We start from the raw sequence: 25,914 nt of genomic DNA on the forward strand, positions 1-25,914 counted from the left end.
TGGGGCGAACACGGACTCCCGTGACACCGCGGGGGGCAGGGGGAAGAAGTGCGCGAGACAGTGCGCCGTCATCTGGGGAAGGTGATGGCCGCCGCGGCGCTGGCGGTGACCGGAACGGCGGTGATGGCGGCCGTCACCCTGCCCGGCACGGCGGGGGCGGACGACACGGCGGGCACCGCCGGCTCCGGGCCCGCCGCCCGGCAGACGGGACCGGGCGCGGACGGGGTACGGCCGGGCGTCGTGGAGCAGGCGCCGGCCGAGGGCGAGAAGGGCACCGGGCGCGACCCGCTGACCGAGGACGAGATCCGGCGCGTCGAGCGGATCGCGCTGAACGGGCGCACGCCGGCCGGCGGCGAGAACGTCGCCGGGGATCGCGGCCCGCAGCGGCTCACCGTCGACCTCGCCGACCCGGACGCCGGCGAGCTGGACGACCCGGACGCGCCGCGCCGGGCGGACGCGACCTTCTACGACTACAGGAGCGACGCCCTCGTCACCGAAACGATCGACCTGACGACCGGCAAGGTCGTCCGGACGGGCACCCAGCACGGCGTGCAGCCCCCGATGAGCCGCGCCGAGAACGCCGAGGCGGCCCGGCTGCTGATCGCCGACCCGCTGGGCGCGGGCCTGAAGGCCGACTACCGGGACGCCACCGGCCATGAACTCACCACCCCCGACCAGCTCCTGCTCAACGGCGCGGTCTACCGGGCGAGTCCCGGAGCCCAGCCCGCCGCGCTCGACAAGTGCGGCGAGCACCGCTGCGTACGGCTGTTCCCCAAGGTCGTCAACGGCCCGTGGATCGACGCCCGGTCGCTGATCGTCGACCTCAGCGCCCGCAAGGTCGTCGCACTCGGCCGGCACTGAGCCGCATCCCGCACCCGCACTTCGCACTCGTCCCGTTTTCCACCCCCCTTCGTGAGGGAGCGACTTCGTCATGCGTACAACCACCATGGGCCGGGCACGCACGCGTGCGGCCGTCGGCCTCGGCGTGGCCGCCCTGACCGCCGGTGCCACCGTCCAGGCGGGTCCCGCCGTGGCCCGGCCCCAGGCCGCCCCCGCGGCGGCGGCCGCCCCGTGCAGCACCGCCTACAAGATCGAGCAGAGACTGTCGAGCGGCACCACCTGGCGGATGTGCTGGCGCTACGACAGCAAGGCCGGGCTCGTCCTGGGCGACGTCTCCTACCAGCCCAAGGGCGAGAGCAAGCCGATCAAGGTGCTGAACAGCGCCCGGCTCGCCCAGATCGACGTCCCCTACGACGACGGCAGCGTCGAGTACGACGACCTCACCGGCTTCGGATTCGCCCAGGGCCTGGTCAACCTCGCGCCCGGCGAATGCCCCGGCGGAACGATCAGGACCATCAAGGTCCCCGACGCCTGGGACCCGCGCCACCCGAACGTCAAGGGCCTGTGCACCACCACCCGTTCACGCGGCCACGCCTACCGCATGCAGGGCGACAGCGCGAACAAGGTCTTCCAGGCGCAGGGCAAGGACCTCCTCGTCTACACCGTCAACCAGGTCGGCTGGTACGAGTACATGACCGAATGGCGCTTCCAGGACGACGGGACGATCAACATGAACGTCGGTGCCACCGGGAGTCTCTCCTACGGCGACTACGACGCCGGCGACGGCCGCGGCTGGCCCATCGGCAAGGGCGCCAAGGCCTACGCCACCAGCCACAGCCACAACGTGTTCTGGCGACTGGACTTCGGCCTCGACGGCTCCTCGAAGACGAGAATCGAGCAGTACGACTCGGCCGTCACCCCGCCCGCGCGCGGACAGGCGGCGCCCACCGCGAGGACCACCCGCACCAAGGTCACCAGGGAACTCGCCGGCGACTACAAGGCGTACCGCTGGTGGCGCGTCGTCAGCGCGACCGGCAAGAACAAGGACGGCCACGCGCGCTCGTACGAGATCGTCCCCGGACCCACCACCAAGTACCCGGGCCGCGGCTTCACCAGGCACGATGTCTACTTCACCGAGTACAACAAGTGCGAACAGTTCGCCAGCAACAATCCGGGCAACTGCCGCGCCGGTGCGGGCAAGTCCGTCGACACGTGGGTCAACGGGCAGACCCTGAGTCACCCGGTGGTCTGGATGAACGTCGGCTTCCACCACATCGCCCGGGACGAGGACCAGCAGCCCATGCCGATCCACTGGCAGGGCTTCGCCATCGCACCCCGCGACGTCACGGCTATGAATCCGCTCACTCCCGACCCCCTGGCGTGGCAGAACGGCCATTGGCAGCCGCGTAGTTGAGCGAAAGGGCCGGGAAACCGACCTGTCCATCCGGCTGCACCGCCGACCCCTCCCGGAGTACCCTTCCTTGATCGTTGAGACGGGGAAGGCCCGGGGGGCGGAAGGCGGTGCACGGGTGGGCTCGGGAGGGCTGGAGCTGCCCCCTGGTGACGAGGGTCACGAGGGGAACTCCACAGACGTCCCGCCCGGCGCGGTGTCCCTGGCCCGTCCGATGGACGCCGGGTCCATCGGGCCGGAACTGGACTGGGACGCCGACGCGTGGCTGGAGGTGCGCACCCGCGCGCAGCGGGCCGGCCGGGCCTACATCTGGCTGAACCTCGTCGAACAGCGGCTGCGCGCGGTTGTGGCCGCCGTGCTGCGCCCCGTCTACGAGCCCGTGCACGGCGCCGACTGGGTGGTCGCCGCGGCCGGCCCCGCCGGCCAGGAGTGGGTGCAGCGGGCGGTCGCCGTCCGGGAGGTCAGCCGCCGCAAGGGCTATCTGCTCGACCCCGCCGACGACAACGTGCTCAGCTTCCTGACGCTGCCGCAGCTGCGCGAGCTGATGGTGCAGCACTGGCCCTGCTTCGAGCCGTACTTCGACGACCGCCGGGACGTCGAACTCGCCCTGGACGAGCTGGAGGTGACCCGCAACGTCGTCTCCCGCAACCGGGCCCTGTCCGAGGCGGTGCTGCACCAGGCCGAGCGGGCCTCCGCCCGGCTGCTGGAGACCCTCGGCACGGCCGGCGACGTGCCCTCCGCGCGACGGCTCCCCGTCGACGCCGTCGAGGACCTGGTCGGCGAGCGGTACGCGGACGTGGTCGCCGTCCACCCCGACCGGGTGCGGCTGATGCGCCAGTTCCCGGCCGAGGACATCTTCGGCGGTGCCCGTCGGCTGGACGCCATCGGCATCGGCCTCAACCTGCTCGTGCAGAACTTCTCGGGCCGCCGGCTGGTCCGCCTCGCCGAGTCCGGCTGCCGGGTGCGGCTGCTCTTCCTCAACCCGGCCTCCAGCGCGGTCAAGCGCCGCGAGCGCGAACTCGGGATGAAGCGGGGCGAACTGAGCAGGTCGGTCGAGATGAACATCCTGCACATGCGCCGGGTCCGGTCCCGGCTGCGCGACCCGGGCGCCTTCGAGATCCAGGTCTACGACGAGACACCGCGCTTCAGCGCCTACCTGGTGGACGGCGACGGCGCGGACGGCATAGCGGTGGTCCAGTCCTACCTGCGCGGCGCGCGCGGCATGGAGTCGCCCGTGCTGGTGCTGCGCGGCGGCAGCCGGGTGGTCAAGTCGGACGACGTGGGCGAAGCCGGTCTCTTCCCCACATACCGCGAGGAATTCGAGCTGGCCTGGGCGGATTCGCGCCCGGTGTCCTGACCTGTCCCACCCGGTCGGCGGCACGCGGTCCTCGCGTTGTCAGTGCCTCGTGCGAAGGTGAGGAGCACTGGGGGAAGCACCACCAAGAAGGGGGGACAGCCATGGGCTGGCACCGGGAACTGCTGATCGGCTTCGACCTGGAGACGACGGGCACGGACCCGCACGAGTCCCGCATCGTCACCGGCGCCGTCATCGAGGTCAGGGCCGGGGAGCCGCTGGGCCGCCGCGAATGGCTGGCGGACCCGGGCGTCCCGATCCCGGCCGACGCGGTCGCGGTGCACGGCATCAGCAGCGAGCGGGCGGCAGCCGAGGGCAGACCGGCCGACCAGGTCGCGGACGCCATCGCCGAGGCGCTGACCGGCTACTGGAAGACGGGCGTCCCGGTCGTCGCCTACAACGCGGTATTCGACCTCACCCTGCTCTCGGCCGAGCTGCGCCGGCACGGCCTGCCGTCCCTCTCGGACCGGCTGGGCGGCGCCCTGCCCGCCCCCGTCATCGACCCCTACACCATCGACCGCTCGGTCGACCGCTACCGGCGCGGCAAGCGGAATCTGGAAGCGGTCTGCGGCGAGTACGGCGTGGTCCTCGACGCGGCCCACAACGCGGTGTCCGACGCCCTCGCCGCGGCCCGCCTAGCCTCGGCGATAGCCGTCCGCCACCCCAAGATCGCCGCGCTGGGGCCGGCGGAGCTGCACCGCCACCAGATCGAGTGGTACGCGGCGTGGGCGGCGGACTTCGAGGCGTTCCTGCGCCGCAAGGGCAACGCGGACGCGGTGGTCGAGGGGCTGTGGCCGCTGCGCGAGCCGGCTGAGGCGCGACCCGTGTAGCCGGGCGTCGCGCAGCGGGCGCGCCCTCAGAACGGATACCAGCGCACCGTCTCGTCCCCGGACCGCAGGGAGCCGACCCGGCGGCGGAACTCGGTGCGGGCGGCGGGGTTCGCCGGGGCGTGCTGGGCGACCCAGGCGCAGCTCGCCGTCTCGCGGGCACCCCGCAGGACGGCGCAGCCCTCCCAGGCGCGCACGTCCCAGCCGTAGGCCTCGGTGAAGGCGTCGTAGGCGTCGGCGGGCAGGCCGTAGCGGTCCCGGGAGAGGGCCATCACGACCAGGTCGTGTTCGCGCAGGTCCGCGGAGAAGGTCTCCAGGTCGACGAGGACGGGGCCGTCCGGGCCGACATGGACGTTGCGGGGCAGGGCGTCGCCGTGGATCGGGCCCGGCGTCAGACGGGGTGTCAGCGCCGAGGCCGCGGCCGCGAATCCGTCCCGGCGTGCGCGCAGGTACGCCGCGTCCTCGGCGTCGATGGCGTGGCCGGCCAGCCGCAGCCAGCGTTCCACGCCGCCCAGCAGGTCCCGGGGCGGCAGGGTGAAGGGGGGTGCGGGGAGTGCGTGGACCACGCGGAGCAGTTCGGCGAGGTCACGTGGCCCGGCGGGGCGTACGGGGTCGGGCAGCCGGTGCCACACCGTCACCGGGTGACCGGCCACCAGCAGCGGCTCCGGCCCGGCGGCCCGCACCGCCGGTACGCCGGCTCCGGCGAGCCAGCCGGCGATCTCCAGCTCGCGCCGGGCGCGGTCCAGCAGTTCGGCGTCGCGGCCCACCTTGACCACCAGGTCGCCGGCCGCGAACACCGCGTTCTCGCCCAGGGCGAGGAGGCGTGCGCCGTCGGCCCGTCCGGGCAGCACCTTCGCCGCGGCCAGTACGTCCCGCGCCCGTGCCTCGTCCATCCCGCGCCTCCGCCTCCCGTCCGGTCCATCACCTGTTCGGTCCGTTCCTGACCGTGACCGGTCCGTTCCTGTTCGGGCCGTTCCCTGGCCGGTCCGTGCGGTCAGTCTCCCATTCGCACAGGTGGGGCAGTGTGCGCGGTCCCTTGACGGGGTACGGCGCCTTCACGACCATGACCATGCCAATCAAGTCGGCAAAGGGGCTGATTCCATGACATCAGTGGCCGAGGCGAGACGGCCGGCCGGCCGCCCCGCCACCGACCGCGCCGCCTGGTTCCTGGTACTGCCCGCCCTGATCCCGATCCTCCTGCTCAGCGTCGGCCCCCTGCTGTACGGGCTGCTGCTGGCGTTCACCGACGCGCAGTCCGGCCGGACCGCCGCCACCCGCTGGATCGGCGGCCTCAACTTCCAGGACCTGCTGCACGACACGCTCTTCTGGGAGTCGTTCCGCATCGGCCTGGTGTGGGCGGTCGGCGTGACCCTGCCCCAGTTCCTGCTGGCCCTCGGCCTCGCCCTGCTGCTCGACCAGGACCTCCGGCTGCGCTGGGCCGCCCGCGCCCTCGCGATCGTGCCCTGGGCCATGCCGGAGGTCGTCGTCGGCATCATGTGGCGCGTCGTCTACAACCCCGACGCCGGCGTCCTCAACGAGACCCTGCGCCATCTGGCCCTCGGCGGCGGGCGGGACTGGCTGAGCGGCCTGGGCACCGCGCTGCCCGCCGTCATCGTCGTCGGCGTCTGGGCCGGCCTGCCGCAGACCACGGTCGCCCTCCTCGCCGGTTTGCAGAACACGCCGCGCGAACTGCACGAGGCCGCCGCGGTGGACGGCGCCGGCGCCTGGCGCCGCTTCCGCACGGTCACCTGGCCCGCGCTCAGACCCGTGGCCCTGGCCATCACCGCGCTCAACCTGATCTGGAACTTCAACTCCTTCGCCCTCGTGTACGTGCTCACGAACGGCGGACCCGGCGGAAAGACCCGGCTGCCCATGCTGTTCGCCTACGAAGAGGCCTTCCGCTACGGCCAGTTCGGCTACGCGGCGGCGATGGGGTGCGTGATGGTCGCGGTGATCGCGATCCTGCTCGCCGTCTTCCTGGCGGCCCGGCTGCGGGGAGGCGACGACACATGAGGAACCACCGCACGCCCAGGGCCGCCGCCCGGGCCGGGCAGTACGCGGCCCTGCTCGCCTACCTCGTCTTCCTGGCCTTCCCGTTCCTGTGGCTGCTGTCCACCGCGTTCAAGACGCCGCGCGAGCTGGGCAGTCTGCACCCGGCCTGGATCCCGCGCCATCCCACCCTCGGCAACTTCCGGCAGGCCTTCGACGAGCAGCCGCTGCTGCACGCCGCCCTCAACTCCCTGTTCGTCGCGTTCGGGGCCGCCGTCGTCGCCGTACTCCTCGCCACACCGATGGCGTACGTCATGGCACGCCACCGCGGCCCGCTCGCCCGCGCCGCCACCGGATGGGTGGTGGTCAGCCAGGCGTTCCCCTTCGTCCTGGTGATCATCCCGCTGTTCCTGGTGCTGAAGAACCTGCGGCTGATCGACTCCCTGGCCGGACTCGTGCTGGTCTACGTCGTGTGGTCGCTGCCCTTCGCCCTGTGGATGCTCGTCGGCTACGTCCGCGCGGTGCCCGTGGAGCTGGAGGAGGCGGCGGCCGTCGACGGCGCCGGACGGCTCAGAACGCTGGTGTCGGTGACGGCGCCCCTGCTCGCGCCGGGCCTCGCCGCGACCGCGCTGTTCGCGTTCGTCACCGCGTGGAACGAGTTCTTCTTCGCCCTCGTGCTGCTGAAGACACCGGAGCACCAGACGCTGCCGGTCGTCCTCACCCACTTCATCGGCGCGGAGGGCGTCGCCGACCTCGGCCCCCTCGCCGCGGCCGCGTCCCTCGCCACGCTGCCGTCCCTCCTCGTCTTCGCGCTCATCCAGCGGCAAATCACCAGCGGACTGCTCACCGGGGCGGTGAAGAGCTGATGCGGACGAGGATCACCACGGCCGTGGCCGTACTCCTGCTGCTGCTCGCGGGCTGCTCCCCGGGCGGCCGCGCGCACGGCGGGACCGTCACCCTGCGCTTGCTGTCCCTCGCCTGGCAGGAGGAGTCCGTCGCCGCCGACAAGCAGCTGGTGAAGGAGTGGAACGCGACCCACCCGGGCATCAGGGTCGAGTACGTGCAGGGAAGCTGGGACAGCGTCCACGACCAGCTCCTCACCTCCTTCGAGGGCGGCGAGGCCCCCGACATCATCCACGACGCCTCCGACGACCTGGCCGACTTCGCCTACGGCGGCTACCTCGCCGACCTCACCCACCTGCTGCCGGCCGGCCTCGAAGCGCGGATACCGGAGCGCAGTTGGGACACCGCCACCTTCGCGGGCCGGATCTACGGCGTGCCGTTCCTCCAGGAACCCCGGGTGCTGATCGCCAACGCGACCTGGCTCCGCGCCGCGCACGTCCGCATCCCCACCCCGCAACACCCCTGGAGCTGGCCGGAGTTCCGCAGAATCACCAAGAAGCTCAGCGGTCACGGCAGGTACGGCGTGGCCTGGCCGCTGAAGGAACCCGTCTCCGCCACCCTCAACCTCGCCCTCTCCACGGGTGGCCGCCTCTTCCACCGGGGCGCCGACGGCAAGGTCACCGTCCGCTTCACGGCCGCCGACGCGGTCGTCCCCCGCACCGTCCACGACCAGGTGGCCCTCGACCACAGCGCCCCCGCCGCCACCCTGGGCAGCGGCGGCTCGGACACCCTGCCCGGCTTCTTCGCCGGCAAGTACGCGATGGTCCCGCTCGGCTTCTCCTACCGCCAGCAGATCGTGCAGCAGGCCCCGAAGGGCTTCCGCTGGGAGGTGCTGCCCGCCCCCGCCGGCGCCGACGGCCTCACCCAGGGTGTCAGCCCGCAGACCCTGTCCATCGCCGCGGACTGTCCTCACAAGAAGGAGGCCGCCGCCTTCCTCGACTTCCTGCTCCGTCCGAAGAACATGGTCCGCCTCGCCCTCGGCGACTGGATGCTCCCCACCGGCACGGAGGCCCTGGCCGACCCCGCCCTGCACACCGGCGCGAACGGCTGGGCGACCGGGACCGCCCTGGCGGCGTCGCTGCGCCCGGCCCCCGCGCAGTCGGTGCGCGGCTACCCGGAATGGAAGGACAAGGTCGCCACCCCGGCCCTCCAGGAGTACTACAGCGGAGCGATCGGCCTCGCCGGACTCCGCGACCGCCTGCAGAAGGACGGGAACCTGGTCCTCGCGCGCTACCAGCGCTGAACGACCGGGGGCCTGTCGGTGTGCGGCACACCGACAGGCCCTCCGGGCGAGGTGGGGAGGCGTCAGACCGGGAGCCGCTCGCCCTTGTCGCGGACCGGGGCCGCCGGCGGCTCGGGGACCTCGTCGTGGGTGAGGTCCGGGAGGCGGTGCAGCCACTTCGGCAGGTACCAGTTGCGCTCGCCGAGCAGCGCCATCACCGCCGGGAGCAGCACGCCCCGGATCACGGTCGCGTCGATCAGGACGGCTGCCGCCAGTCCCACGCCCATCTGCTTCATGGACTGCATCGACAGCGTGCCGAAGATCGCGAACACGGCGACCATGATGACGGCGGCGCTGGTGACCACCCCGGCCGTGGTGACCACGCCGTGCTGGATGGCGTCCCGCGTCGAGCGGCCCCGGGCCCGTGCCTCACGGATCCGGGAAACCACGAACACGTGGTAGTCCATCGACAGGCCGAACAGGATCACGAAGAGGAACAGCGGCAGCCAGGTCACGATCGCGCCGACGCCCTCCGCGCCCACCAGCGAGGCGCCCCAGCCGTGCTGGAACACGGCGACGAGGATGCCGTAGGCCGCCGCCACCGACAGCAGGTTCAGCACGATCGAGGTGATCGCGACGGTCAGCGAGCGGAACGACACCAGCATCAGCAGGAAGGCGAAGACGATCACGAACACGAAGACCGGGACGACCGAGCCGAGCAGTTGGTCGTTGAAGTCGTGGTTGCCCGCGACCTGGCCGGTGATCGGAGCCTGGACGCCGTCGACCTTGCCGAGCGTGTCCGGCCGCACGTCGTCGCGCAGCGTGTCCAGGCTCTTCACCGCCCGGTCCATGTCGGACCCGCCGACCAGCGGCACCGACACGACGGCGACGTTCTGCGCGTCGTGCAGCTTGATGGTGACCGGGCCGCGCGAGGCACCGGAGGAGATCGCCTGCTTCTTGAAGTCGGCCAGCGCCTGCCGCACCTCCGGGGCGTTGACGTCCTTGGCCTTGACGACGACCTGCGCGGGTTCGGACCCGCCGGGGAAGGCCGCGTTGAGCCGGTCGTAGGTCTGCACGATCGGCAGCGAGTTCCCGAACTCCTGGTCCAGGGTCAGCTGCTGGGTCTTCATGCCCAGCGCGGGCGCGGCGACCGCGAGCAGCGCGCCGACCGCGACCAGCACGGACACCAGCGGTTTGGCCAGCACGCCGCGCAGCACGGCCGTCCAGAACCTGCTCTCCCCGCTCCCGCCGGAACGGCGGCGCCCACGGCCCAGGAAGGGCAGCCGGCCCTTCTCCACCCGCTCGCCCAGCAGCGACAGCAGCGCGGGCAGCACGGTGACCGAACCGACCATGGCGACCGCGACCACCATCAGGGAGGCCAGCCCCATCGCCTCGAACTCGGCGAGCCCGGTGAACAGCATGCCCGCCATCGCCACGCACACCGTGACACCGGAGACGATGACCGCTCGGCCACTGGTGGCGGCGGCGATGCGCAGCGCCGTGCCCGCGTCCCGTCCGGCGGCCCGCTCCTCACGCTCCCGGCGCAGGTAGAACAGGCAGTAGTCGACGCCGACGGCCATGCCGACCAGCAGCATCACGGAGTTGGCGGTGTCGCTCATCGGCTGTACATGGCTGACCAGACCCATCAGGCCCATCGTCGCCATGATCGCGGTGATCGCGAGGCCCACCGGGAGCAGCGCGGCCACCAGCGCGCCGAACGCGACCAGCAGGATGCCGAAGGCCACCGGCACCGCCGAGTACTCGGCCTGCTGGAAGTCGTTGCCGAAGGCGTCCTGGTACTGCTTGTTCATGCTGGCCCCGCCGATCTCCGCGATCCGCAGGCCGGCGTGGTCCTTCTGCACCCCGGCTACCGCGTCCAGCACCGGCTGGACCCGGTCGGCGGCCGTGTCGGCGTCGCCCCGCATGTCGAACTGGACCAGCGCGCTGCGCCCGTCACGGGAGATGGTGTGGGTGTCGTACGGCGAGGTCACGCCGGTGACCTTGCCGGTGCCCTCGACGGCCTTGACGACGTCGGCGACCGCGGCCCGGAAGCCGGCGTCGGTGGCCTTCCCCGCGCCGTCCGTGGACTCGATCAGCACGGTCTCCCCGGCCGGCTCCTTGATCCCGGCGTCGTCGATGATCTGGGCGGCGGTGTGCGTCTCGCCCTTCAGTTGGTTGTTCTCGTCCACGTCGACGCGGCCCGCGGCCGAGCCGAGCCCCATCGCCAGGACGACGAACAGCACCCATATGCCGACGGCCGCCCAGCGGTGCCGGGCGCTCCAGCCGCCGGCGCGGGCGGCCAGTCCCCGCACCCGCACGTCCTCGTTCCCCATGACGGGCCTGCCCCCTCGTGTGCGGTGACGGCCCCCTGCCGCCACGTCTTCGCTTGCTCCTCCACGACGCTACGGGCACGATCCGGACGTCTCGTCCTGCTGTTCGACGAAGTGGGGTGCCGCCACCTCACCGCAGAGGATGATGGGGGTCCCTTACATCTATCGCCGGTTCTCGGGGCCGCGTATAGGGGTGTCCGTTCCGCCGACAGAGATCCACTTTGTGATTACGAAACCTTGTTGAACAAGTCACAGCTGCGTGTAGGAGTTGATCCGCGCCCTCCGCATCCGTCAGAGTTTCGCGGAGTCCCGCACGCCGGGGACCCGGCCGTCGTGCCCACCCCCACGGGGCACGACGGCCGCTCTATGGTGAGCGGATGACGACCTATGCGGCGCTGCTGCGCGGAATCAACGTGGGCGGCAGCAGAAAACTCCCGATGGCCGACCTGCGCGAGCTGATGACCGGCCTCGGCCACACCGGCGTACGCACCCACCTGCAGAGCGGCCAGGCCGTCTTCACCCCGGGCCCGTCGGACCACGGCGACGAGGAGTCCCTGGCCGCCGGCCTGGCCACGGCGATCGAGGAACGGTTCGGTTTCACGGTCGACGTCATCGTGCGCGACCACGCCTATCTGCGGGCGGTGGCCGAGGACTGCCCCTTCCCGGCCGCCGACCTCCAGCCCAAGCAGCTGCACGTCACCTACTTCTCCGACCCGGTCGGCCCCGAGCGCTTCGCCGGGATCGACCAGGCCGCCCACCTCCCCGAGGAGTTCCGCCTCGGCGACCGCTGCCTCTACCTCTACGCCCCTGACGGTCTCGGCCGCTCCAAGCTCGCCGAACTCCTCTCCCGGCGGCCTCCCGCCAAGGGCGTCGTCGCCACCTCCCGCAACTGGAACACCGTCCTCAAACTGATCGAGCTGACCGCTCCGCCGGCGTGACGGCCCGCCGGCCGCCGCGACCGGCCCGTGCCGCGGAACTCCCTGCCGCCCGTGCGCGTTTCCTGGATCATGGGGGGCCGCGCATCCGCGCGCCGGGACACAGGGGAGTGACACACACGGTGGACGACATCACGGGGGACATGGCGCGGCTGGCGGAGCGGTTCGAGGCGGACCGGGCACACCTCGCGGCCGTGGCGTACCGGCTGCTCGGCTCGGCGGCCGAGGCCGACGACGCGCTGCAGGACGCCTGGCTGCGCGCCCAGCAGGCTCGGACCGAGGGCATCGGGAACCTCACCGGCTGGCTGACCACCATCGTCACCCGCGTCTGCCTCAACCACCTGCGCGCCCGCCGCAGCCGGCGCGAGGAGTTCGTCGACGCCTACGAGCCCCAGGCCGCGGCGGCGACCGCGCCCGCCCCGGCCGCCGGGGCGGGCGACCCGGCCCGGGAGGCACTGCTGGCCGACGAGGTCGGCGTCGCCCTGCTGGTCGTCCTCGACACCCTCGGACCGGCCGAGCGGGTCGCCTTCGTGCTGCACGACATGTTCGCCGTGCCCTTCGACGAGATCGCGTCCGTGATCGAGAGGACCCCGGACGCCACCCGGCAACTGGCCAGCCGCGCCCGCCGCCGCGTCCGGGGCCGCACCCCCGCGCCCGGAGCGGACACGAGGCGCCGCCGGGCGGCCGTCGAGGCCTACCTGGCCGCCGCCCGCGGCGGTGACTTCGCCGCCCTGGTCGCCCTGCTCGACCCGGACGTGGTGCTGCGCGCCGACGCGTTTGCCGCCCCCGCGGGCGAACCGGTCACGGTCCGGGGCGCCGAGTCGGTCGCCCGTGGCGCCTCGCGCGCCGCGATCCGCGCCGGACACACCGGACTCGCCCTGCTGGACGGCGACTTCGGTCTGGTCATGGCCCCGCACGGCAGGGTGCGCCTGGCCCTGGCCTTCACCTTCTCCGCGGACGGCACGCGGATCACCGGCATCGACATCGTCGCGGAGCCGGAGCGGCTGCGGAAGATGGGGATCGAGGTCGCCGACGCCGGAGACTGACAGAATTGGCCCAGTCGTAAGGGAGAGAATTGGGCCGGGACTCCGGTCCACCGGTCGACTAACGTCGGTGCCATGACGCACGCGAACACCACCAGCGGCAACGACACCACCGCAGAGCCGACCCGGGTGGACTTCTACTTCGACCCCGCCTGTCCCTTCGCCTGGATCACCTCCCGCTGGATGCTGGAGGTCGAACGGCAGCGCCCGCTCGACCTCCGCTTCCACGTCATGAGCCTGTACCTCCACAACACGGGCAACGACCTGCCCGACTGGTACCGGGACCTGGTGGACCGCTCGATCGGCCCGGTGCGGGTCGCCGCGGCCGCCGCGGAACGTCACGGCGCACCGGTCCTGCGCGAGCTGTACACCGCGTTCGGCACCCGGATCCACGAACAGGGCGTCAAGGACTTCGACGAGGTCGTCACCGGCTCCCTGGCCGAGCTGGGACTCCCCGCGGACCTGGCCGGCGCCGCCCACGACCCGGCGTACGACGAGGCCGTGCGCCGCAGCCACGACGCGGGCGCCGAGCCGGAGACGGGCCACTACGTGGGCACACCCACGATCCACGTGGACGGCACCGTGTGGTTCGGCCCCGTCCTGCGGGCCATCCCGCGCGGCGTGGAGGCCGCCGAACTCTTCGACAGCTTCCGGGTGTTGGCCCGTCATCCGGACGTTTTCGAACTCAAGCGCACCCGCACCGGCGCCCTCCGCTTCGACTGACCCGCCGTACATGGCCGATTACCGCCCCTGCGACGCGCTGACCGGTCCCCACGTGTGACGCGCGGGCCGCGGCAGACGCAGAACGAAGAGCCGCCCGCGGTCCGACGTCACAGGGGAGCGCCGGACCGCGGGCGCACGCGTCCCGACCAACCACCCGGCGGGCCGGCGGCGTCGGCCCCGGGCCCCGGTGCCGCGCGGACGAGGCGGCTCCACACTGGTGCACGGGTCGTCCCCAACCGCACGGCCAATGCGGTCCGTTCACTCGTACGGGTGGCGATTTTCGGCCCTCTCCGCGTGTTCCCGGGCGCGAGCGGACCGTAAGAGGTGAAACCGCCTCGGGCGCTCCCGCCGGACCCGTACGATCGGCACCGCCCGCGGCTCCAGCACCTCGCCCGTCCAGACGGCCCACCGGCCCAGGAGTGAGAACAGGACATGAGCACCTACAACTTCCACGGGAACCCCACCAACGGCCACCACCCGGACCCGGACGCGCTGCTCCACCTCACCGGAGGTCTCCTCAAGTCGCTGCGCGCCGAGTACCCGGGGCTCGTCCGGTACGGCGAGATCATCCAGGGTGAGGCCGAACTCTCCGCGGAGGACGGCGACCCGCCCAACCGCGGCAAGATCCGCACCGCCCTGGAGGCCGTCACGATCGGCGCGGCCGCCGGCACCGGCAGCCTCGCCTACACCCGGGAACTGGTCCAGATGCTGGCCCTGTGACCCACCCGGGCGCCCGGGGCTCAGGCGCCGAGCGCGGTCAGCGCCGGCCGGCTCGCCTCGTCGTAGCGGCGCAGCAGCAGCCGCGCCACCTCGGGTGCCGGGCCGAGCACGTCGGCCAGGACGTCCGCCCCGGCCGCGCCACGCGCGATCCGGTCCGGCAGGAAGCCGGGCGCGAGCACGTACGGGGCGACCGCGACGCGCTCGCAGCCCAGCGCCCGCAGTTCCCGCACCGCGTCCTCGGTGCGGGGAAGAGATGCGGAGGCGAACGCGGGTCGCACGGCACACCAACCGGTGCGCCACCACTCCCGCGCGATGTCGGCGATCACCGCGCCCGCCTCCGGGTCCGTCGCCCCCGCCGAGGCCAGCACGACCCCGGTCGAGGACTTGTCGGCGGGCGTCAGCCCCGCCTCGTACAGCCGCCGTTCCAGCGCCGCCAGCAGCAGCGGGGACGGGCCGAGCACCTCGGCCTGCCGGATCCGCAGCCGAGCCGGAGCCGCCCGCAGCACGGCCGGGATGTCCGCCTTGGCATGGAACGCCCGCGTCAGCAGCAACGGCAGCGCGACCACGTCCCGCACGCCGTCCGCGGCGAGCGACTCCAGCACGGCCGGCACGGACGGCACGTTGAAGTCCAGGAACCCGGTCTCCACCCGCAGGCCCGGCCGCAGCGACCGGACCCGCTCCACCAGGGCGTGCACCGTCGCGGCGTGCCGCGGATCGCGGCTGCCGTGGGCGACGACGACGAGGACGGGGGCGGCCATGTCAGCCCCGCACCAGCAGACCGCGGCTGCGCAGCACCCACCGCTCCAGCGGGCTGAAGATCAGCAGGTCGATGGCGATGCCGACGAACAGGATCAGCAGGATCGCCTCGAACACCATCGCCATGTCACTGGCGGTCCGCGCGTTCTCCAGCAGCTGGCCGAGGCCCACGCCCAGGTCGGGGAAGCTCGCGATGATCTCCGCCGCCATCAGCGACCGCCACGAGAACGCCCAGCCCTGCTTCATGCCGGCCACGTAGCCGGGCAGCGCCGCGGGCAGCGTGATGTGCCAGGTGCCCTTCAGCCCGGTCGCGCCCATGGTGCGGCCCGCCCGCTGGAACAGCGGCGGCACCTGGTCCACGCCGGACACCAGGCCGTTGGCGATCGACGGCACCGCACCCAGCAGGATCACCGCGTACATCATCGAGTTGTTCAGGCCCAGCCAGATCACCGCCGGCGGCACCCACGCCACCGACGGCAGGGACTGCAGGCCGGACAGGATCGGCCCGATCGCCGCGCGGACGAACTTCACCCGGGCCACGACCAGCCCGAGGGGCGTGCCGATCAGCAGCGCGAAGCAGAAGCCGAGGAGTCCGCGCGAGACGGACGTCCAGATGTAGCCGAGCAGGGTGCCCTGCAGCCAGTCCCGGCGCAGCGCGTGCCAGACCGCGCCCGGCGACGGCAGCTTCGTGGGGTCGCCGACCACGCCGAAGCTGATCAGGCCCTGCCACACCACCAGCACCACCACGATGGCGGTGAGGGGCGGCACGATCTTGTCGACGAACGTCTTCCGCCAGGGGGTGCGGCCCGACTGCGTGGTCTCCAGCGCGTCGAGGCCCGCCTCCACGCTCCCGGCGTCCGGGGCGGTCGTCGTGTCAGTGCTGGCCATGGCGGCGGATCTCCCCACGCAGGACTTCGGTGATCTCGAGGGACAGTTCCGCCACGGGGGCGTCCTCGATACGGCGCGGCTGCGGTATGTCCACCCGCCACTCGCGGGCCACCCGGCCCGGACGGGAGGACAGCAGCACGACCCGTTCGGCCAGCCGCACGGCCTCGCGCACGTTGTGCGTCACGAAGAGCACGGACACGCCGGTCTCCGCCCAGATGCGGGTCAGTTCGTCGTGCAGCACGTCCCGGGTGATGGCGTCGAGCGCCGCGAACGGCTCGTCCATCAGCAGCAGGCTGCTCTCCTGGGCCAGCGCCCGCGCCATCGCCACCCGCTGGCGCATGCCGCCGGACAGCTCGTGCACCCGCTTGCCGTGCGCGCCCTTCAGCCGCACGAGTTCGAGCAGCTCCTCGGCCTTGCCGCGCCGCTCGGCCTTCGGAACGCCCCGCAGCTTCAGGGCGAGTTCGATGTTCTTTCCGGCACTCAGCCAGGGGAACAGGGCGTGCTCCTGGAACATCAGCGCCGGCCGGCCGTCCGTCGTGATGGACCCGGCGGTGGGCCGGTCCAGGCCCGCCACCAGGTTCAGCAGCGTCGACTTGCCGCAGCCCGAGGCCCCCAGGAGGGTGACGAACTCACCCGGAGCGACATCGAGGCTGATGTCGTCCAGGACGAGCTGCTGCCCACCGGGTCCGGGATACGACTTCGAGACGTGCTCGAGGCGGGCGGCGCAGTCGACCGCCTCGTCGGCCTTGGCGAGAGTCGTGGCCATGGTCGTCACCTCCTGGGAACTGGTAGGGGCTGGGTCAGTCGGAGCCGAGTCCGGCGGCGTCCACCGGCTTCGCGCCGTCGGCCTTGAGGACCTTGTTGAGGAGCGTCAGGTCGTAGATCCCGCTGAGGTCGGGCTCGTCCAGCAGACCGGACTTGACCGCGTGGTCCGCCTCGGTGCGCAGGGTCGCGGCCAGCGGGTCGTCGGTGACCCGGATGGACTGCCAGGCCGGGTCGAGGATGTCCGCGGACAGCGGCTTGCCGGAGTCGACCCCCAGCTGCTTGTTGGCCGCCGCCTTCGCCTTCTCCGGGTTGGCGTTGATCCACTTGTTGGCCTCGACGGAGGCCCGCAGCACCGCCTCGACGGCCTTGGGGTGCTCCTTGAGGAAGCCCTGCCGTACGACGATGTTCGTGATCACGAACTTCTTGTCCGGCCACAGCGAGGCCTCGTCCAGCAGCACCTTGCCGCCCTCGGCGACCAGCCGGGACGCGGTCGGCTCCGGCACCCACGCTCCGTCCACCGACCCCGACCTGAAGGCGTCCGGGGTCACCTTGTTGTCGCTGCGGACGACGGTGACGTCACCCTTGCCGGTCTGCGCGTCGACCTTCCAGCCCTGCTCCGCCGCCCAGTTGAGGAAGGCGACGTCCTGGGTGTTGCCGAGCTGCGGGGTGGCGATCCGCTTGCCCCTGACGTCCTTCAGGGAGGAGATCTTCTTCGGGTTCACGACCAGCTTCACCCCGCCGGACGCCGAACCACCGATGATCTTCAGGTCCTTGCCCGCGGACTTGGTGTAGCCGTTGATCGCCGGGGAGGGGCCGAGCCAGCCGATGTCGATGGAGCCGGAGTTGAGCGCCTCGATCTCGGAGGGCCCGGCGTTGAAGACGGCGTACTGGGCCTTGGTGGCGCCCAGTTCCTTCTGGAACAGGCCCTGTTCCCGGCCGACGAGCGCGGTCGCGTGCGTCAGGTTGCCGAAGTAGCCGATCCTGACGGAGCCGAGCCCGTCGGTCTTCTTCGCCCCCGCGGCGATCTTCGCGGTGTCGTCGGTCTTGGCCTGGGAGCCGTAGCCGCAGGCGGCGAGGGTGAGCAGGGGGAGCGCGGTCAGGGCCGCCAGCGTGCGGCGGAGGGCGGTCGAGGCAGGCACGGGAGGGATTCCTCTCGTCGGCCCGGCGGTCACGGACCGTCTCAGGTCGTGGCCGGGAGGTCGGCAGGTCTACGGCGGTGGGGGGTGAGGGCGCGCGAGCGATGCGCGTACGTCACCGCGCACATCGCCCGGTGCCGCCCTGCCCGGCGCCCACCGCGCCGCTGCCGACCCGTCCGCCCTCTTTGGCGAACAGCGAGTAGAAGTCCGGGGAGTTCATGTCAGAAGTCCCAGCCGTCGTCGTCGGACTCGTCCTTGACCGGGTCCGGGGCGGCGAACGACTCGCCGACCATGCCCGCGGTGAGCGTGGTGCCGTCGGCGGGGTCGATCAGGATGAAGGAGCCGGTGCGGCGCGAGTCGGCGTAGGAGTCGACCGGCAGCGGCTCGGCGGTACGGATCTTCACCCGGCCGATGTCGTTGGCGACGAGCTGACCCGGGTGCGGGTGCAGCGACAGGTCGTCCAGCGTGAGCCGCGACGGGATGTCCTTGACGACCGCCTTCACCGTGCGCGTGCCGTGCTTGAGGAGCACCCGGTGCCCGACGGTCAGCGGGGCGTCGGCCACGTGGCAGACGGTCGCCTCCACGTCCTGGGTGGTGGCCGGGGCGTCCTTCGTCGGCACGATCAGGTCGCCGCGCGAGACGTCGATGTCGTCCGCGAGCAGGACCGTCACCGACTGCGTCGTCCAGGCCACGTCGACCGGCTCGCCCAGCAGGTCGATGCCGGAGATCGTCGTGGTCCGTCCGGACGGCAGCACGGTCACCGCGTCGCCGACCCGGAAGGTGCCGGCCGCGATCTGGCCCGCGTAGCCCCGGTAGTCGGGGTGCTCGGCGGTGCGCGGCCGGATCACGTACTGCACGGGCAGCCGGGCGTGGCAGTGCGCCAGGTCGTGGCTGACCGGGACGGTCTCCAGGTGCTCCAGGACGGTCGGGCCGCCGTACCAGTCCATCGTGGCGGACGGCTCCACCACGTTGTCGCCCTCCAGCGCCGAGATCGGGATCGCGGTGACCTCGGGGACGCCCAGTTCGGTCGCGTACGCCGTGAACTCCTCGGCGATCGCGGCGAACACGGACTCCCGGTAGTCGACCAGGTCCATCTTGTTCACGGCGAGGACGACGTGCGGCACCCGCAGCAGCGCGGCGATGGCCGCGTGCCGGCGGGTCTGCTCGACGACGCCGTTGCGGGCGTCGACGAGGATCACCGTCAGCTCGGCGGTGGAGGCGCCGGTGACCATGTTCCGCGTGTACTGCACGTGTCCCGGCGTGTCGGCCAGGATGAACCGGCGGCGCGGGGTCGCGAAGTAGCGGTAGGCGACGTCGATGGTGATGCCCTGCTCCCGCTCGGCCCGCAGGCCGTCGGTGAGCAGCGCGAGATCCGGGGCCTCCTGGCCGCGGCTCGCCGACGCCCGCTCCACGGCCTCCAGCTGGTCGGTGAGGACCGACTTGGAGTCGTGCAGCAGCCGGCCCACGAGGGTGGACTTGCCGTCGTCGACGGAACCGGCGGTGGCGAACCGCAGCAGCGTGGTCTCGGGGAGCGCTTCGGTCGTGGTCGTGCTCATGTCTAGAAGTACCCCTCGCGCTTGCGGTCTTCCATCGCGGCCTCGGAGAGCTTGTCGTCGGCGCGGGTGGCGCCGCGCTCGGTGAGCCGGGACGCGGCGATCTCGGTGATGACCTTCTCGATGGTGTCGGCGTCGGAGTCGACGGCACCGGTGCAGGACATGTCACCGACCGTGCGGTAGCGGACCTGCCGCTTCTCCACGGTCTCGCCGTCCTTCGGGCCGCCCCACTCGCCGGCGGTCAGCCACATGCCGCTCCGCTGGAACACCTCGCGCTCGTGCGCGAAGTAGATCTGCGGCAGCTCCACCTTCTCGCGGGCGATGTACTGCCACACGTCCAGCTCGGTCCAGTTGGACAGCGGGAACACGCGCACGTGCTCACCGGGGGCGTGCCGGCCGTTGTAGAGGTTCCACAGCTCCGGGCGCTGCCGGCGCGGGTCCCACTGGGAGAACTCGTCGCGCAGGGAGAACACCCGCTCCTTGGCGCGGGCCTTCTCCTCGTCCCGGCGGCCGCCGCCGAACACCGCGTCGAACTTCTCGCTCTGGATCTTCTCCGTCAGCGGGACGATCTGCAGCGGGTTGCGGGTGCCGTCCGGACGCTCCTTGAGCGCCCCGCGGTCGATGTAGTCCTGCACCGAGGCCACGTGCAGCCGCAGCCCGTGCTCGGCGACCGTGCGGTCCCGGTACTGGAGCACCTCGGGGAAGTTGTGCCCCGTGTCCACGTGCAGCAGCGTGAACGGCACCGGCGCCGGCGCGAACGCCTTCAGCGCCAGGTGCAGCATCAGGATGGAGTCCTTGCCGCCGGAGAAAAGGATCACCGGGTTCTCGAACTCGCCGGCCACCTCGCGGAAGATGTGCACCGCCTCGGACTCCAGCGCGTCCAGATGCGAGAGGGCGTACGGGCTTCCCGTCCCCTCCTCGACCTTCGCGACGGTCGTCATGCCAGTCCCCTCTCGCTCAGCAGGGCGTACACCGACGCCGCGGACTCCTGCACGGTCTGGTCCTGCGACTCGATCCGCAGGTCCGGCGTCTCGGGCTCCTCGTACGGGTCGTCGACGCCGGTCAGACCGGACAGCTCGCCGGCGGCCTGCTTGGCGTAGAGCCCCTTCACGTCACGCACCGAGCACACCTCGACCGGGGTGGCCACGTGGACCTCCACGTACGCCGTCCCGTTCTCCTCGTGCCGCTTGCGGACCGCGTCCCGGCTGTCCGCGTACGGCGCGATCACCGGGACCAGCGCGAGGACGCCGTTGCGGGCGAGCAGTTCGGCGACGAAGCCGATGCGCTGCACGTTGGTGTGCCGGTCCTCGCGGCTGAAGCCGAGGCCCGCGGAGATGAACTCGCGGATCTCGTCGCCGTCGAGCACCTCGACGCGGTGGCCCTCGGCGCGCAGCCGGCCGGCCAGCTCGTGCGCGATGGTGGTCTTGCCGGCGCTCGGCAGACCCGTGAGCCAGACGGTGGCTCCGGTGGTCACGTGGTTCTCCTGGTGGGGGTGGGTCGTCGTCCGTGCGGCCGTCATCCGTGCAGCCCGCACTCGGTCTTGGCACGGCCGGCCCAGCGGCCGGCCCGCGCGTCCTCGCCCGCCAGGACCCGGCGGGTGCAGGGGGCGCAGCCGACGGACGCGTAGCCGTCCATCAGCAGCGGGTTGGTCAGTACGCCGTGTTCGGCGACGTAGGCGTCCACGTCGTCCTGGGTCCAGCGGGCGATCGGGGAGATCTTGACCTTCCGCCGCTTCTCGTCCCAGCCGACGACCGGGGTGTTCGCCCGGGTCGGGGACTCGTCGCGGCGCAGCCCGGTCGCCCACGCCCGGTAGGCCGTCAGGCCCTCCTCGAGCGGCTTGACCTTGCGCAGCGCGCAGCACAGGTCGGGGTCCCGGTCGTGCAGCTTCGGCCCGTACTCGGCGTCCTGCTCGGCCACCGTCTGCCGCGGGGTGAGGGTGATGACGTTGACGTCCATCACGGCCTCCACGGCGTCCCGGGTGCCGATGGTCTCCGGGAAGTGGTAGCCGGTGTCGAGGAAGACGACGTCGACGCCCCCGAGCACGCGGGACGCGAGGTGCGCGACCACGGCGTCCTCCATGGAGGAGGTGACGCAGAACTCCGTGCCGAAGGTGTCCACCGCCCACTGGAGGATCTCCAGCGCGGAGGCGTCCTCCAGGTCACGGCCCGCCTGCTCGGCAAGTGCCTTCAACTCGTCGTTGGTGCGCGGTTGCTGAGCAGTCGTCATATCCGGTCGTCCCCTCCGTTGTCGGCTGCCGCGAGCCCCCGGGCCAGCAGGCCCTGGAACTTCAGCGCGAAGCCCCGGTTGCACGCCACGCATTCCCAGGCGCCGGGCCCCTGCTCGCCCGGACGCAGGTCCTCCTCGCCGCAGTAGGGGCAGTAGAAGGGCGCCGCCCGCTCGCTCATGACAAAGCCTCCTCGGAGGCCCGCGCGGCCCAGGCGGCGAACCGCTCGCCGTTCTCGCGCTCCGCCTGGAAGCGCTTGAGGACCCGCTCGATGTAGTCCGGCAGCTCCTCCGAGGTGACCTTCAGGCCACGGACCTTGCGGCCGAACGACGGCTCCAGGCCGAGGGCGCCGCCCAGGTGCACCTGGTAGCCGCCGACCTGGTTGCCGTCGGCGTCGGTGACGAGCTGGCCCTTGAGACCGATGTCCGCGGTCTGGATGCGGGCGCAGGCGTTCGGGCAGCCGTTGATGTTGATGGTCAGCGGCTCGTCGAAGTCGGGCAGCCGCCGCTCCAGGTCGTCGATCAGCTCGCTGCCGCGCTCCTTGGTCTCCACGATGGCGAGCTTGCAGAACTCGATGCCCGTGCAGGCCATGGTGCCGCGCCGGAACGGCGAGGGGCTGACCCGGAGGTCCAGCGCCTCCAGGCCGTCGACGAGCGAGTCGACCCGGTCCGCCGGCACGTCCAGGATGATCATCTTCTGCTCGACGGTGGTGGACACCCGTCCCGATCCGTGGTCCTCGGCGAGCGCGGCGACCTTGGTGAGCAGCGAGCCGTCCATACGGCCCACCCGCGGGGCGAACCCGACGTAGAAGCGGCCGTCCTTCTGGCGGTGCACACCGATGTGGTCGCGCCAGGCCTGGGCCGGCATCTCGGGCGCGGGGCCGTCGGTCAGCTTGCGGCCGAGGTACTCGTCCTCGACGACCTGGCGGAACTTCTCCGCGCCCCAGTCGGCGACCAGGAACTTCAGCCGGGCCCGGGTGCGCAGCCGCCGGTAGCCGTAGTCGCGGAAGACGGAGGTGACCGCCTCCCACACCTCGGGCACGTCCGCCTCGGGCACCCAGGCGCCCAGCCGCACCCCGAACCTGGGGTTGGTGGACAGGCCGCCGCCGACCCACAGGTCGAAGCCGGGGCCGTGCTCGGGGTGGACCACGCCGACGAACGAGATGTCGTTGATCTCGTGCGCCACGTCCAGCAGCGGCGAACCCGAGACGGCCGTCTTGTACTTGCGCGGCAGGTTGGAGAAGCGCGGGTCGCCGATGTAGCGGCGGGCGATCTCGTCCAGCGCGGCGGTGCCGTCGATGATCTCGTCCTCGGCGACCCCGGCGACCGGGGAGCCGAGCATGCCGCGCGGGCAGTCGCCGCACGCCTCGGTGGTGGACAGGCCGACCGACTCCAGGCGGTCCCATATCGCGGGCACGTCCTCGATACGGACCCAGTGGAACTGGATGTTCTGCCGGTCGGTGATGTCCGCGGTGCCCCGCGCGTACGTCTCCGACACCTCGCCGATGGCCCGCAGCTGCTCGGTGGTGAGCCGGCCGCCCGTGACGCGGACCCGCATCATGAAGTACGAGTCCTCCAGCTCCTCGGGCTCCAGCAGACCGGTGCGGCCGCCGTCGATGCCGGGGCGACGCTGGGTGTAGAGACCCCACCAGCGGAAACGTCCCCGCAGGTCGTTGGGGTCGATGGAGTCGAAGCCGCGCTTGGAGTAGATCGTCTCAATGCGTGTCCGCACATTGAGACCGTCGTCGTCCTTCTTGAACTGCTCGGCGCCGTTGAGCGGGGTCAGGTGTCCCACGCCCCACTGACCCTCGCCGCGGTGACGGCTCACCTTGCGGCGCGGCGCGGTGGCAGCGGGGTTCTGGGGGCTGGCGGCCATGGTGTTAGTCCTTCGGGACAGGCGGAAAGCGAATCTGACCTGCGCAATGACGCGCACGCGGGCAGGCGTGCGCGTCATTGCGCAGCAGGGAGTGAATGCGGGGGAAGCGGCGGTGCTGGTGCGGTCAGCTCGCCGGACAGATGGCGCTGGACATGCGGCCGAGGTCGACGTGCCGCCGACTCACCAAGGCAATTCCAGTTCCAGGCATGACGGAAGCGTGGCACGGGGATCTCTGGCCAGTCCACCGTCGTCCAGTATCTGGACGAAACTATTCTGAATGATGAGACAGGGTGGTGTGGGTCACGTTCCGGAAGGGTCGGCCGCGCCCGTGGCGTCTCACGCTCCGGGCCACGGCCCCGGGGCCGGTACGTCCGGCTCCGCTTCCACCTTCGTGTCGAACAGAGTGAAGCCGCGCCGCAGGTAGTTGTCCATCGCGAACTCGCCGTCCTTGCTGCACGTGTGCAGCCACACCCGCTTCGTCGGCGTCCGGCCGGGCCACCGCTCGGCCAGGTCCCAGGCGCGGGCGGCGCCGTACGACAGCAGGTGGCCGCCGATGCGCCGGCCGCGGAAGGCGGGGATCAGGCCGAAGTAGACGATCTCCACGACGCCCTCGTCCTGCGCCTCCAGCTCCACGTACCCGGCCGGGGTGCCCCGGTCGTACGCCACCCACGTCTCCACCCCGGGCCGCTCCAGGTACTCCTGCCAGCGCGGGTAGCTCCAGCCGAGGCGGTCGGTCCAGCGGATGTCCCCGCCGACCGAGGCGTACAGGAACCGGCTGAACTCGGGGGAGGGGACCTCACCGCGGACGACGCGGACGTCGCCCCCCGGCGCGGCGGCCGGCAGGAGGTCGGCCGGGGAGGTCTGCTCCAGGGACCAGGTGGTGACGGGGACGCTGCTCATGCGGGCCAGGGAATCATCCGTCCCACCCGTCTGTCGATCGCGGACCGGCACGCGGACACCCGAGCCCTGCCCGGCGACCGCCCGTGCTCAGTGCAGGGACGCGTCCATCGCGGTCAGCGGCACCGAGAACAGCATCCGGTCGGACACCGACCACACCTCGCCCGTCCCGGGCGCGTAGGACAGGGAGCCGCCCGACAGCGCCCAGCAGTGGTGGGAGGAGTCCGAGCCGCAGCGGGCCGCCGTCGCCCCGCCAGTGCCCAGCCGCCACAGGCTGCCGTGCCCCTGCCAGGAACCGGGCAGATGGCCGACGTACCAGTCCGGGTGGGCGGCACCGGGCCGCCGCTCGCTGAGTACGCCGCGGATGCCCGCCGCGTGCGTCCGGTACGCCTCGACCGCGTCCACGCGCCCGGCCGCGTCCGCGGCGAGCAGACCGCCGCGCGCGCGGTCCGTGCTGAACGCGTACCGCCACAGCCGGGCCCGCTTCGGACCGCCGGGCGCCGTCCACTCGGCGGCGACCAGACCGGCCGGCGCCGAACCGCGGTCCAGGGCCAGCGCGCCCGGACAGGGGGACCCGGCGGGGGAGCAGCGGGCCGCGGGGACGCGGTACGACCCCACGGCGGGCATCACGTACCGGTAGCCGTCGGCCGACCAGCCGCCCCGCACCCGGCCGATCGCCGGCCCGTCCACCGAGGTGCGCTGGATGCGGTTCAGGTCGTAGACGTAGAGGGCGTCGGCGCTGCCGGTGGCCGTGCTCACCAGCAGCTTGTCCTGGTACCAGACCATTCCGGAGATCCGCGAGACCAGACCCTGGTAGTTCCGGCCGCCGTCGACCGGGACCGTGAGGAGCACCCAGTCGTAGGCGAGCCGGGTGGGGCCGTCCGCGTCGACGACGGCGACCCGGGCGAGGCCCCGCTCCGCGGCCGGGCCGTCGGTGGTGCTGTGCGTCCAGCCGCTGAGGACGACCCGGTGGGATCCCCAGGCGCCGTCGTCGTCGGCGTCCGCGGACGTGGTCACGGACGCGGGACGCCAGCCCGTGGCCGCGGCGTCGGCCCGGTCCCAGCAGTACGCCTGCGTAGCGGCCGGGGTGACGGGCAGCGACGCCCGGTCCCCGGCACCGCAGTCGGCCGCCTCGCGCAGGCTGCGGTCCGCGCCGCGCAGGACGGTGTCCACCCCGACCGGACGGCCCATCGAGGAGGCCAGCCGGTCCAGCGTGCGGGCGGGAACCAGATGCTCCCGGAGCCGCAGCGCGGCCGTGTCCGCCCGGGAGGTCAGCGGCTTCAGCGCGCCGGGGTCGTCCGGCACCGTGGCCTGCGAGGCGCTGATCAGCGTGGCCGCCGCGGTGAGCGCCAGCGCGGTCCCGGCCAGGGCCGCGCGCAGCGCTGCGCCCCGCCTGCGCCGGCGGTGTCTGCCGCGATGCTTCATGTCTCCTCCCGGGGCGGGACCAACTGCGCCTGGTGATGGTTACGTTGACCGAGGAACAGGTGGGGAGGCCCGTACCGGATGCTACGGCAGCAAGAGGC

General features: G+C 72.3%; 26 protein-coding genes. 11 read left to right on the top strand and 15 right to left on the bottom strand.

What is annotated here, in order from left to right; genetic code table 11:
- The first annotated feature begins 48 nt into the window (after positions 1–48).
- From ABZ854_RS16515 to ABZ854_RS16530, 4 genes are all read left to right on the top strand, one after another.
- Entirely contained in the window at positions 49–861 is an 813-nt protein-coding gene (locus ABZ854_RS16515; RefSeq protein WP_361210567.1) for a Tat pathway signal sequence domain protein, read from the top strand.
- A gap of 70 nt (positions 862–931) precedes the next feature.
- The gene (locus tag ABZ854_RS16520; protein WP_361210570.1) at positions 932–2,254 is read left to right on the top strand and encodes a copper amine oxidase; all 1,323 of its coding nucleotides are present in this window, start codon (positions 932–934) and stop codon (positions 2,252–2,254) included.
- Positions 2,255–2,369: 115 nt separating this feature from the next.
- Entirely contained in the window at positions 2,370–3,608 is a 1,239-nt protein-coding gene (locus ABZ854_RS16525) for an SAV2148 family HEPN domain-containing protein (protein WP_361210573.1), read from the top strand.
- A gap of 101 nt (positions 3,609–3,709) precedes the next feature.
- Positions 3,710–4,435, top strand: a complete 726-nt coding sequence (locus ABZ854_RS16530; protein WP_361210576.1) for a 3'-5' exonuclease — start codon at positions 3,710–3,712, stop codon at positions 4,433–4,435.
- 26 nt (positions 4,436–4,461) lie between these two features.
- Here ABZ854_RS16530 and ABZ854_RS16535 read toward each other — a convergent pair whose 3' ends face one another.
- The gene (locus ABZ854_RS16535; protein ID WP_361210579.1) at positions 4,462–5,325 is read right to left on the bottom strand and encodes an aminoglycoside phosphotransferase family protein; all 864 of its coding nucleotides are present in this window, start codon (positions 5,323–5,325) and stop codon (positions 4,462–4,464) included.
- Positions 5,326–5,533: 208 nt separating this feature from the next.
- Here ABZ854_RS16535 and ABZ854_RS16540 point away from each other — a divergent pair, with 208 nt between their 5' ends.
- Genes ABZ854_RS16540 through ABZ854_RS16550 form a run of 3 tightly spaced genes read left to right on the top strand, consistent with a single transcriptional unit; the run spans position 5,534 to position 8,567 of the window.
- Positions 5,534–6,445 carry a sugar ABC transporter permease gene (locus tag ABZ854_RS16540; RefSeq protein WP_361210582.1) on the top strand — a complete coding sequence of 304 codons (912 nt, stop codon included), beginning with the start codon at positions 5,534–5,536 and terminating at the stop codon, positions 6,443–6,445.
- Entirely contained in the window at positions 6,442–7,287 is an 846-nt protein-coding gene (locus ABZ854_RS16545) for a carbohydrate ABC transporter permease (RefSeq protein ID WP_361210585.1), read from the top strand. Before ABZ854_RS16540 ends, ABZ854_RS16545 begins: the two co-directional genes overlap by 4 nt.
- Positions 7,287–8,567, top strand: coding sequence for a sugar ABC transporter substrate-binding protein (locus tag ABZ854_RS16550; protein WP_361210588.1), 1,281 nt, complete (start codon positions 7,287–7,289; stop codon positions 8,565–8,567). Before ABZ854_RS16545 ends, ABZ854_RS16550 begins: the two co-directional genes overlap by 1 nt.
- 62 nt (positions 8,568–8,629) lie before the next feature.
- Here ABZ854_RS16550 and ABZ854_RS16555 read toward each other — a convergent pair whose 3' ends face one another.
- The gene (locus ABZ854_RS16555; RefSeq protein ID WP_361210591.1) at positions 8,630–10,879 is read right to left on the bottom strand and encodes an MMPL family transporter; all 2,250 of its coding nucleotides are present in this window, start codon (positions 10,877–10,879) and stop codon (positions 8,630–8,632) included.
- 374 nt (positions 10,880–11,253) lie between these two features.
- Here ABZ854_RS16555 and ABZ854_RS16560 point away from each other — a divergent pair, with 374 nt between their 5' ends.
- The 4 genes from ABZ854_RS16560 (at position 11,254) to ABZ854_RS16575 (ending at position 14,297) form a co-directional block, all read left to right on the top strand.
- On the top strand, positions 11,254–11,814 hold the full coding sequence (locus tag ABZ854_RS16560; protein ID WP_361210594.1) for a DUF1697 domain-containing protein: 561 nt from the start codon (positions 11,254–11,256) through the stop codon (positions 11,812–11,814).
- A 140-nt stretch (positions 11,815–11,954) separates the two neighbouring features.
- Positions 11,955–12,857 carry a sigma-70 family RNA polymerase sigma factor gene (locus tag ABZ854_RS16565; protein WP_361210788.1) on the top strand — a complete coding sequence of 301 codons (903 nt, stop codon included), beginning with the start codon at positions 11,955–11,957 and terminating at the stop codon, positions 12,855–12,857.
- Between the two features lie 72 nt (positions 12,858–12,929).
- Complete coding sequence (locus ABZ854_RS16570) at positions 12,930–13,577, top strand: DsbA family protein (RefSeq protein WP_361210597.1); 648 nt, start codon at positions 12,930–12,932, stop codon at positions 13,575–13,577.
- A gap of 432 nt (positions 13,578–14,009) precedes the next feature.
- Entirely contained in the window at positions 14,010–14,297 is a 288-nt protein-coding gene (locus tag ABZ854_RS16575) for a hypothetical protein (protein WP_361210600.1), read from the top strand.
- A 20-nt stretch (positions 14,298–14,317) separates the two neighbouring features.
- Here ABZ854_RS16575 and ABZ854_RS16580 read toward each other — a convergent pair whose 3' ends face one another.
- The 13 genes from ABZ854_RS16580 to ABZ854_RS16640 form a co-directional block, all read right to left on the bottom strand.
- Positions 14,318–15,055, bottom strand: coding sequence for a sirohydrochlorin chelatase (locus ABZ854_RS16580; RefSeq protein ID WP_361210603.1), 738 nt, complete (start codon positions 15,053–15,055; stop codon positions 14,318–14,320).
- A gap of 1 nt (position 15,056) precedes the next feature.
- Positions 15,057–15,941, bottom strand: a complete 885-nt coding sequence (locus ABZ854_RS16585) for an ABC transporter permease (RefSeq protein ID WP_361210606.1) — start codon at positions 15,939–15,941, stop codon at positions 15,057–15,059.
- Positions 15,928–16,707 carry an ABC transporter ATP-binding protein gene (locus ABZ854_RS16590; protein ID WP_361210609.1) on the bottom strand — a complete coding sequence of 260 codons (780 nt, stop codon included), beginning with the start codon at positions 16,705–16,707 and terminating at the stop codon, positions 15,928–15,930. The genes ABZ854_RS16585 and ABZ854_RS16590 overlap by 14 nt, the downstream gene beginning before the upstream one ends.
- A gap of 34 nt (positions 16,708–16,741) precedes the next feature.
- Positions 16,742–17,845, bottom strand: coding sequence for an aliphatic sulfonate ABC transporter substrate-binding protein (locus tag ABZ854_RS16595; RefSeq protein WP_361210612.1), 1,104 nt, complete (start codon positions 17,843–17,845; stop codon positions 16,742–16,744).
- A gap of 218 nt (positions 17,846–18,063) precedes the next feature.
- Entirely contained in the window at positions 18,064–19,398 is a 1,335-nt protein-coding gene (locus ABZ854_RS16600) for a GTP-binding protein (protein ID WP_129305897.1), read from the bottom strand.
- 2 nt (positions 19,399–19,400) lie between these two features.
- A complete protein-coding gene (gene cysD, locus ABZ854_RS16605; protein WP_361210615.1) occupies positions 19,401–20,336 on the bottom strand; it encodes a sulfate adenylyltransferase subunit CysD in 936 nt (311 codons plus the stop codon).
- Positions 20,333–20,914 (bottom strand): adenylyl-sulfate kinase, encoded by a 582-nt coding sequence (gene cysC, locus ABZ854_RS16610; RefSeq protein ID WP_361210618.1) that lies wholly within the window; start codon positions 20,912–20,914, stop codon positions 20,333–20,335. The genes cysD and cysC overlap by 4 nt, the downstream gene beginning before the upstream one ends.
- A complete protein-coding gene (locus tag ABZ854_RS16615; protein ID WP_361210621.1) occupies positions 20,911–21,621 on the bottom strand; it encodes a phosphoadenylyl-sulfate reductase in 711 nt (236 codons plus the stop codon). Before ABZ854_RS16615 ends, cysC begins: the two co-directional genes overlap by 4 nt.
- On the bottom strand, positions 21,618–21,800 hold the full coding sequence (locus tag ABZ854_RS16620) for a hypothetical protein (protein ID WP_361210624.1): 183 nt from the start codon (positions 21,798–21,800) through the stop codon (positions 21,618–21,620). The genes ABZ854_RS16615 and ABZ854_RS16620 overlap by 4 nt, the downstream gene beginning before the upstream one ends.
- Complete coding sequence (locus ABZ854_RS16625; RefSeq protein ID WP_361210627.1) at positions 21,797–23,494, bottom strand: nitrite/sulfite reductase; 1,698 nt, start codon at positions 23,492–23,494, stop codon at positions 21,797–21,799. The genes ABZ854_RS16620 and ABZ854_RS16625 overlap by 4 nt, the downstream gene beginning before the upstream one ends.
- A gap of 124 nt (positions 23,495–23,618) precedes the next feature.
- Entirely contained in the window at positions 23,619–23,702 is an 84-nt protein-coding gene (locus tag ABZ854_RS16630; protein WP_310739661.1) for a putative leader peptide, read from the bottom strand.
- A 128-nt stretch (positions 23,703–23,830) separates the two neighbouring features.
- A complete protein-coding gene (locus ABZ854_RS16635; protein WP_361210630.1) occupies positions 23,831–24,394 on the bottom strand; it encodes a GNAT family N-acetyltransferase in 564 nt (187 codons plus the stop codon).
- 87 nt (positions 24,395–24,481) lie between these two features.
- Complete coding sequence (locus ABZ854_RS16640) at positions 24,482–25,816, bottom strand: hypothetical protein (protein ID WP_361210633.1); 1,335 nt, start codon at positions 25,814–25,816, stop codon at positions 24,482–24,484.
- Positions 25,817–25,914: the final 98 nt, after the last annotated feature.

The organism is Streptomyces sp. NPDC047028, assembly GCF_040644095.1.
GTDB lineage: Bacteria > Actinomycetota > Actinomycetes > Streptomycetales > Streptomycetaceae > Streptomyces.

Coding starts and splice junctions, on each gene's coding strand:
- ABZ854_RS16520 (WP_361210570.1), top strand. CDS start 932: ATGCGTACAACCACCATGGGCCGGGCACGCACGCGTGCGGCCGTCGGC.
- ABZ854_RS16530 (WP_361210576.1), top strand. CDS start 3,710: ATGGGCTGGCACCGGGAACTGCTGATCGGCTTCGACCTGGAGACGACG.
- ABZ854_RS16535 (WP_361210579.1), bottom strand. CDS start 5,325: ATGGACGAGGCACGGGCGCGGGACGTACTGGCCGCGGCGAAGGTGCTG.
- ABZ854_RS16540 (WP_361210582.1), top strand. CDS start 5,534: ATGACATCAGTGGCCGAGGCGAGACGGCCGGCCGGCCGCCCCGCCACC.
- ABZ854_RS16545 (WP_361210585.1), top strand. CDS start 6,442: ATGAGGAACCACCGCACGCCCAGGGCCGCCGCCCGGGCCGGGCAGTAC.
- ABZ854_RS16550 (WP_361210588.1), top strand. CDS start 7,287: ATGCGGACGAGGATCACCACGGCCGTGGCCGTACTCCTGCTGCTGCTC.
- ABZ854_RS16555 (WP_361210591.1), bottom strand. CDS start 10,879: ATGGGGAACGAGGACGTGCGGGTGCGGGGACTGGCCGCCCGCGCCGGC.
- ABZ854_RS16560 (WP_361210594.1), top strand. CDS start 11,254: ATGACGACCTATGCGGCGCTGCTGCGCGGAATCAACGTGGGCGGCAGC.
- ABZ854_RS16565 (WP_361210788.1), top strand. CDS start 11,955: ATGGCGCGGCTGGCGGAGCGGTTCGAGGCGGACCGGGCACACCTCGCG.
- ABZ854_RS16570 (WP_361210597.1), top strand. CDS start 12,930: ATGACGCACGCGAACACCACCAGCGGCAACGACACCACCGCAGAGCCG.
- ABZ854_RS16575 (WP_361210600.1), top strand. CDS start 14,010: ATGAGCACCTACAACTTCCACGGGAACCCCACCAACGGCCACCACCCG.
- ABZ854_RS16580 (WP_361210603.1), bottom strand. CDS start 15,055: ATGGCCGCCCCCGTCCTCGTCGTCGTCGCCCACGGCAGCCGCGATCCG.
- ABZ854_RS16585 (WP_361210606.1), bottom strand. CDS start 15,941: ATGGCCAGCACTGACACGACGACCGCCCCGGACGCCGGGAGCGTGGAG.
- ABZ854_RS16590 (WP_361210609.1), bottom strand. CDS start 16,707: ATGGCCACGACTCTCGCCAAGGCCGACGAGGCGGTCGACTGCGCCGCC.
- ABZ854_RS16600 (WP_129305897.1), bottom strand. CDS start 19,398: ATGAGCACGACCACGACCGAAGCGCTCCCCGAGACCACGCTGCTGCGG.
- cysD (WP_361210615.1), bottom strand. CDS start 20,336: ATGACGACCGTCGCGAAGGTCGAGGAGGGGACGGGAAGCCCGTACGCC.
- cysC (WP_361210618.1), bottom strand. CDS start 20,914: ATGACGGCCGCACGGACGACGACCCACCCCCACCAGGAGAACCACGTG.
- ABZ854_RS16615 (WP_361210621.1), bottom strand. CDS start 21,621: ATGACGACTGCTCAGCAACCGCGCACCAACGACGAGTTGAAGGCACTT.
- ABZ854_RS16620 (WP_361210624.1), bottom strand. CDS start 21,800: ATGAGCGAGCGGGCGGCGCCCTTCTACTGCCCCTACTGCGGCGAGGAG.
- ABZ854_RS16625 (WP_361210627.1), bottom strand. CDS start 23,494: ATGGCCGCCAGCCCCCAGAACCCCGCTGCCACCGCGCCGCGCCGCAAG.
- ABZ854_RS16630 (WP_310739661.1), bottom strand. CDS start 23,702: ATGCCTGGAACTGGAATTGCCTTGGTGAGTCGGCGGCACGTCGACCTC.
- ABZ854_RS16635 (WP_361210630.1), bottom strand. CDS start 24,394: ATGAGCAGCGTCCCCGTCACCACCTGGTCCCTGGAGCAGACCTCCCCG.
- ABZ854_RS16640 (WP_361210633.1), bottom strand. CDS start 25,816: ATGAAGCATCGCGGCAGACACCGCCGGCGCAGGCGGGGCGCAGCGCTG.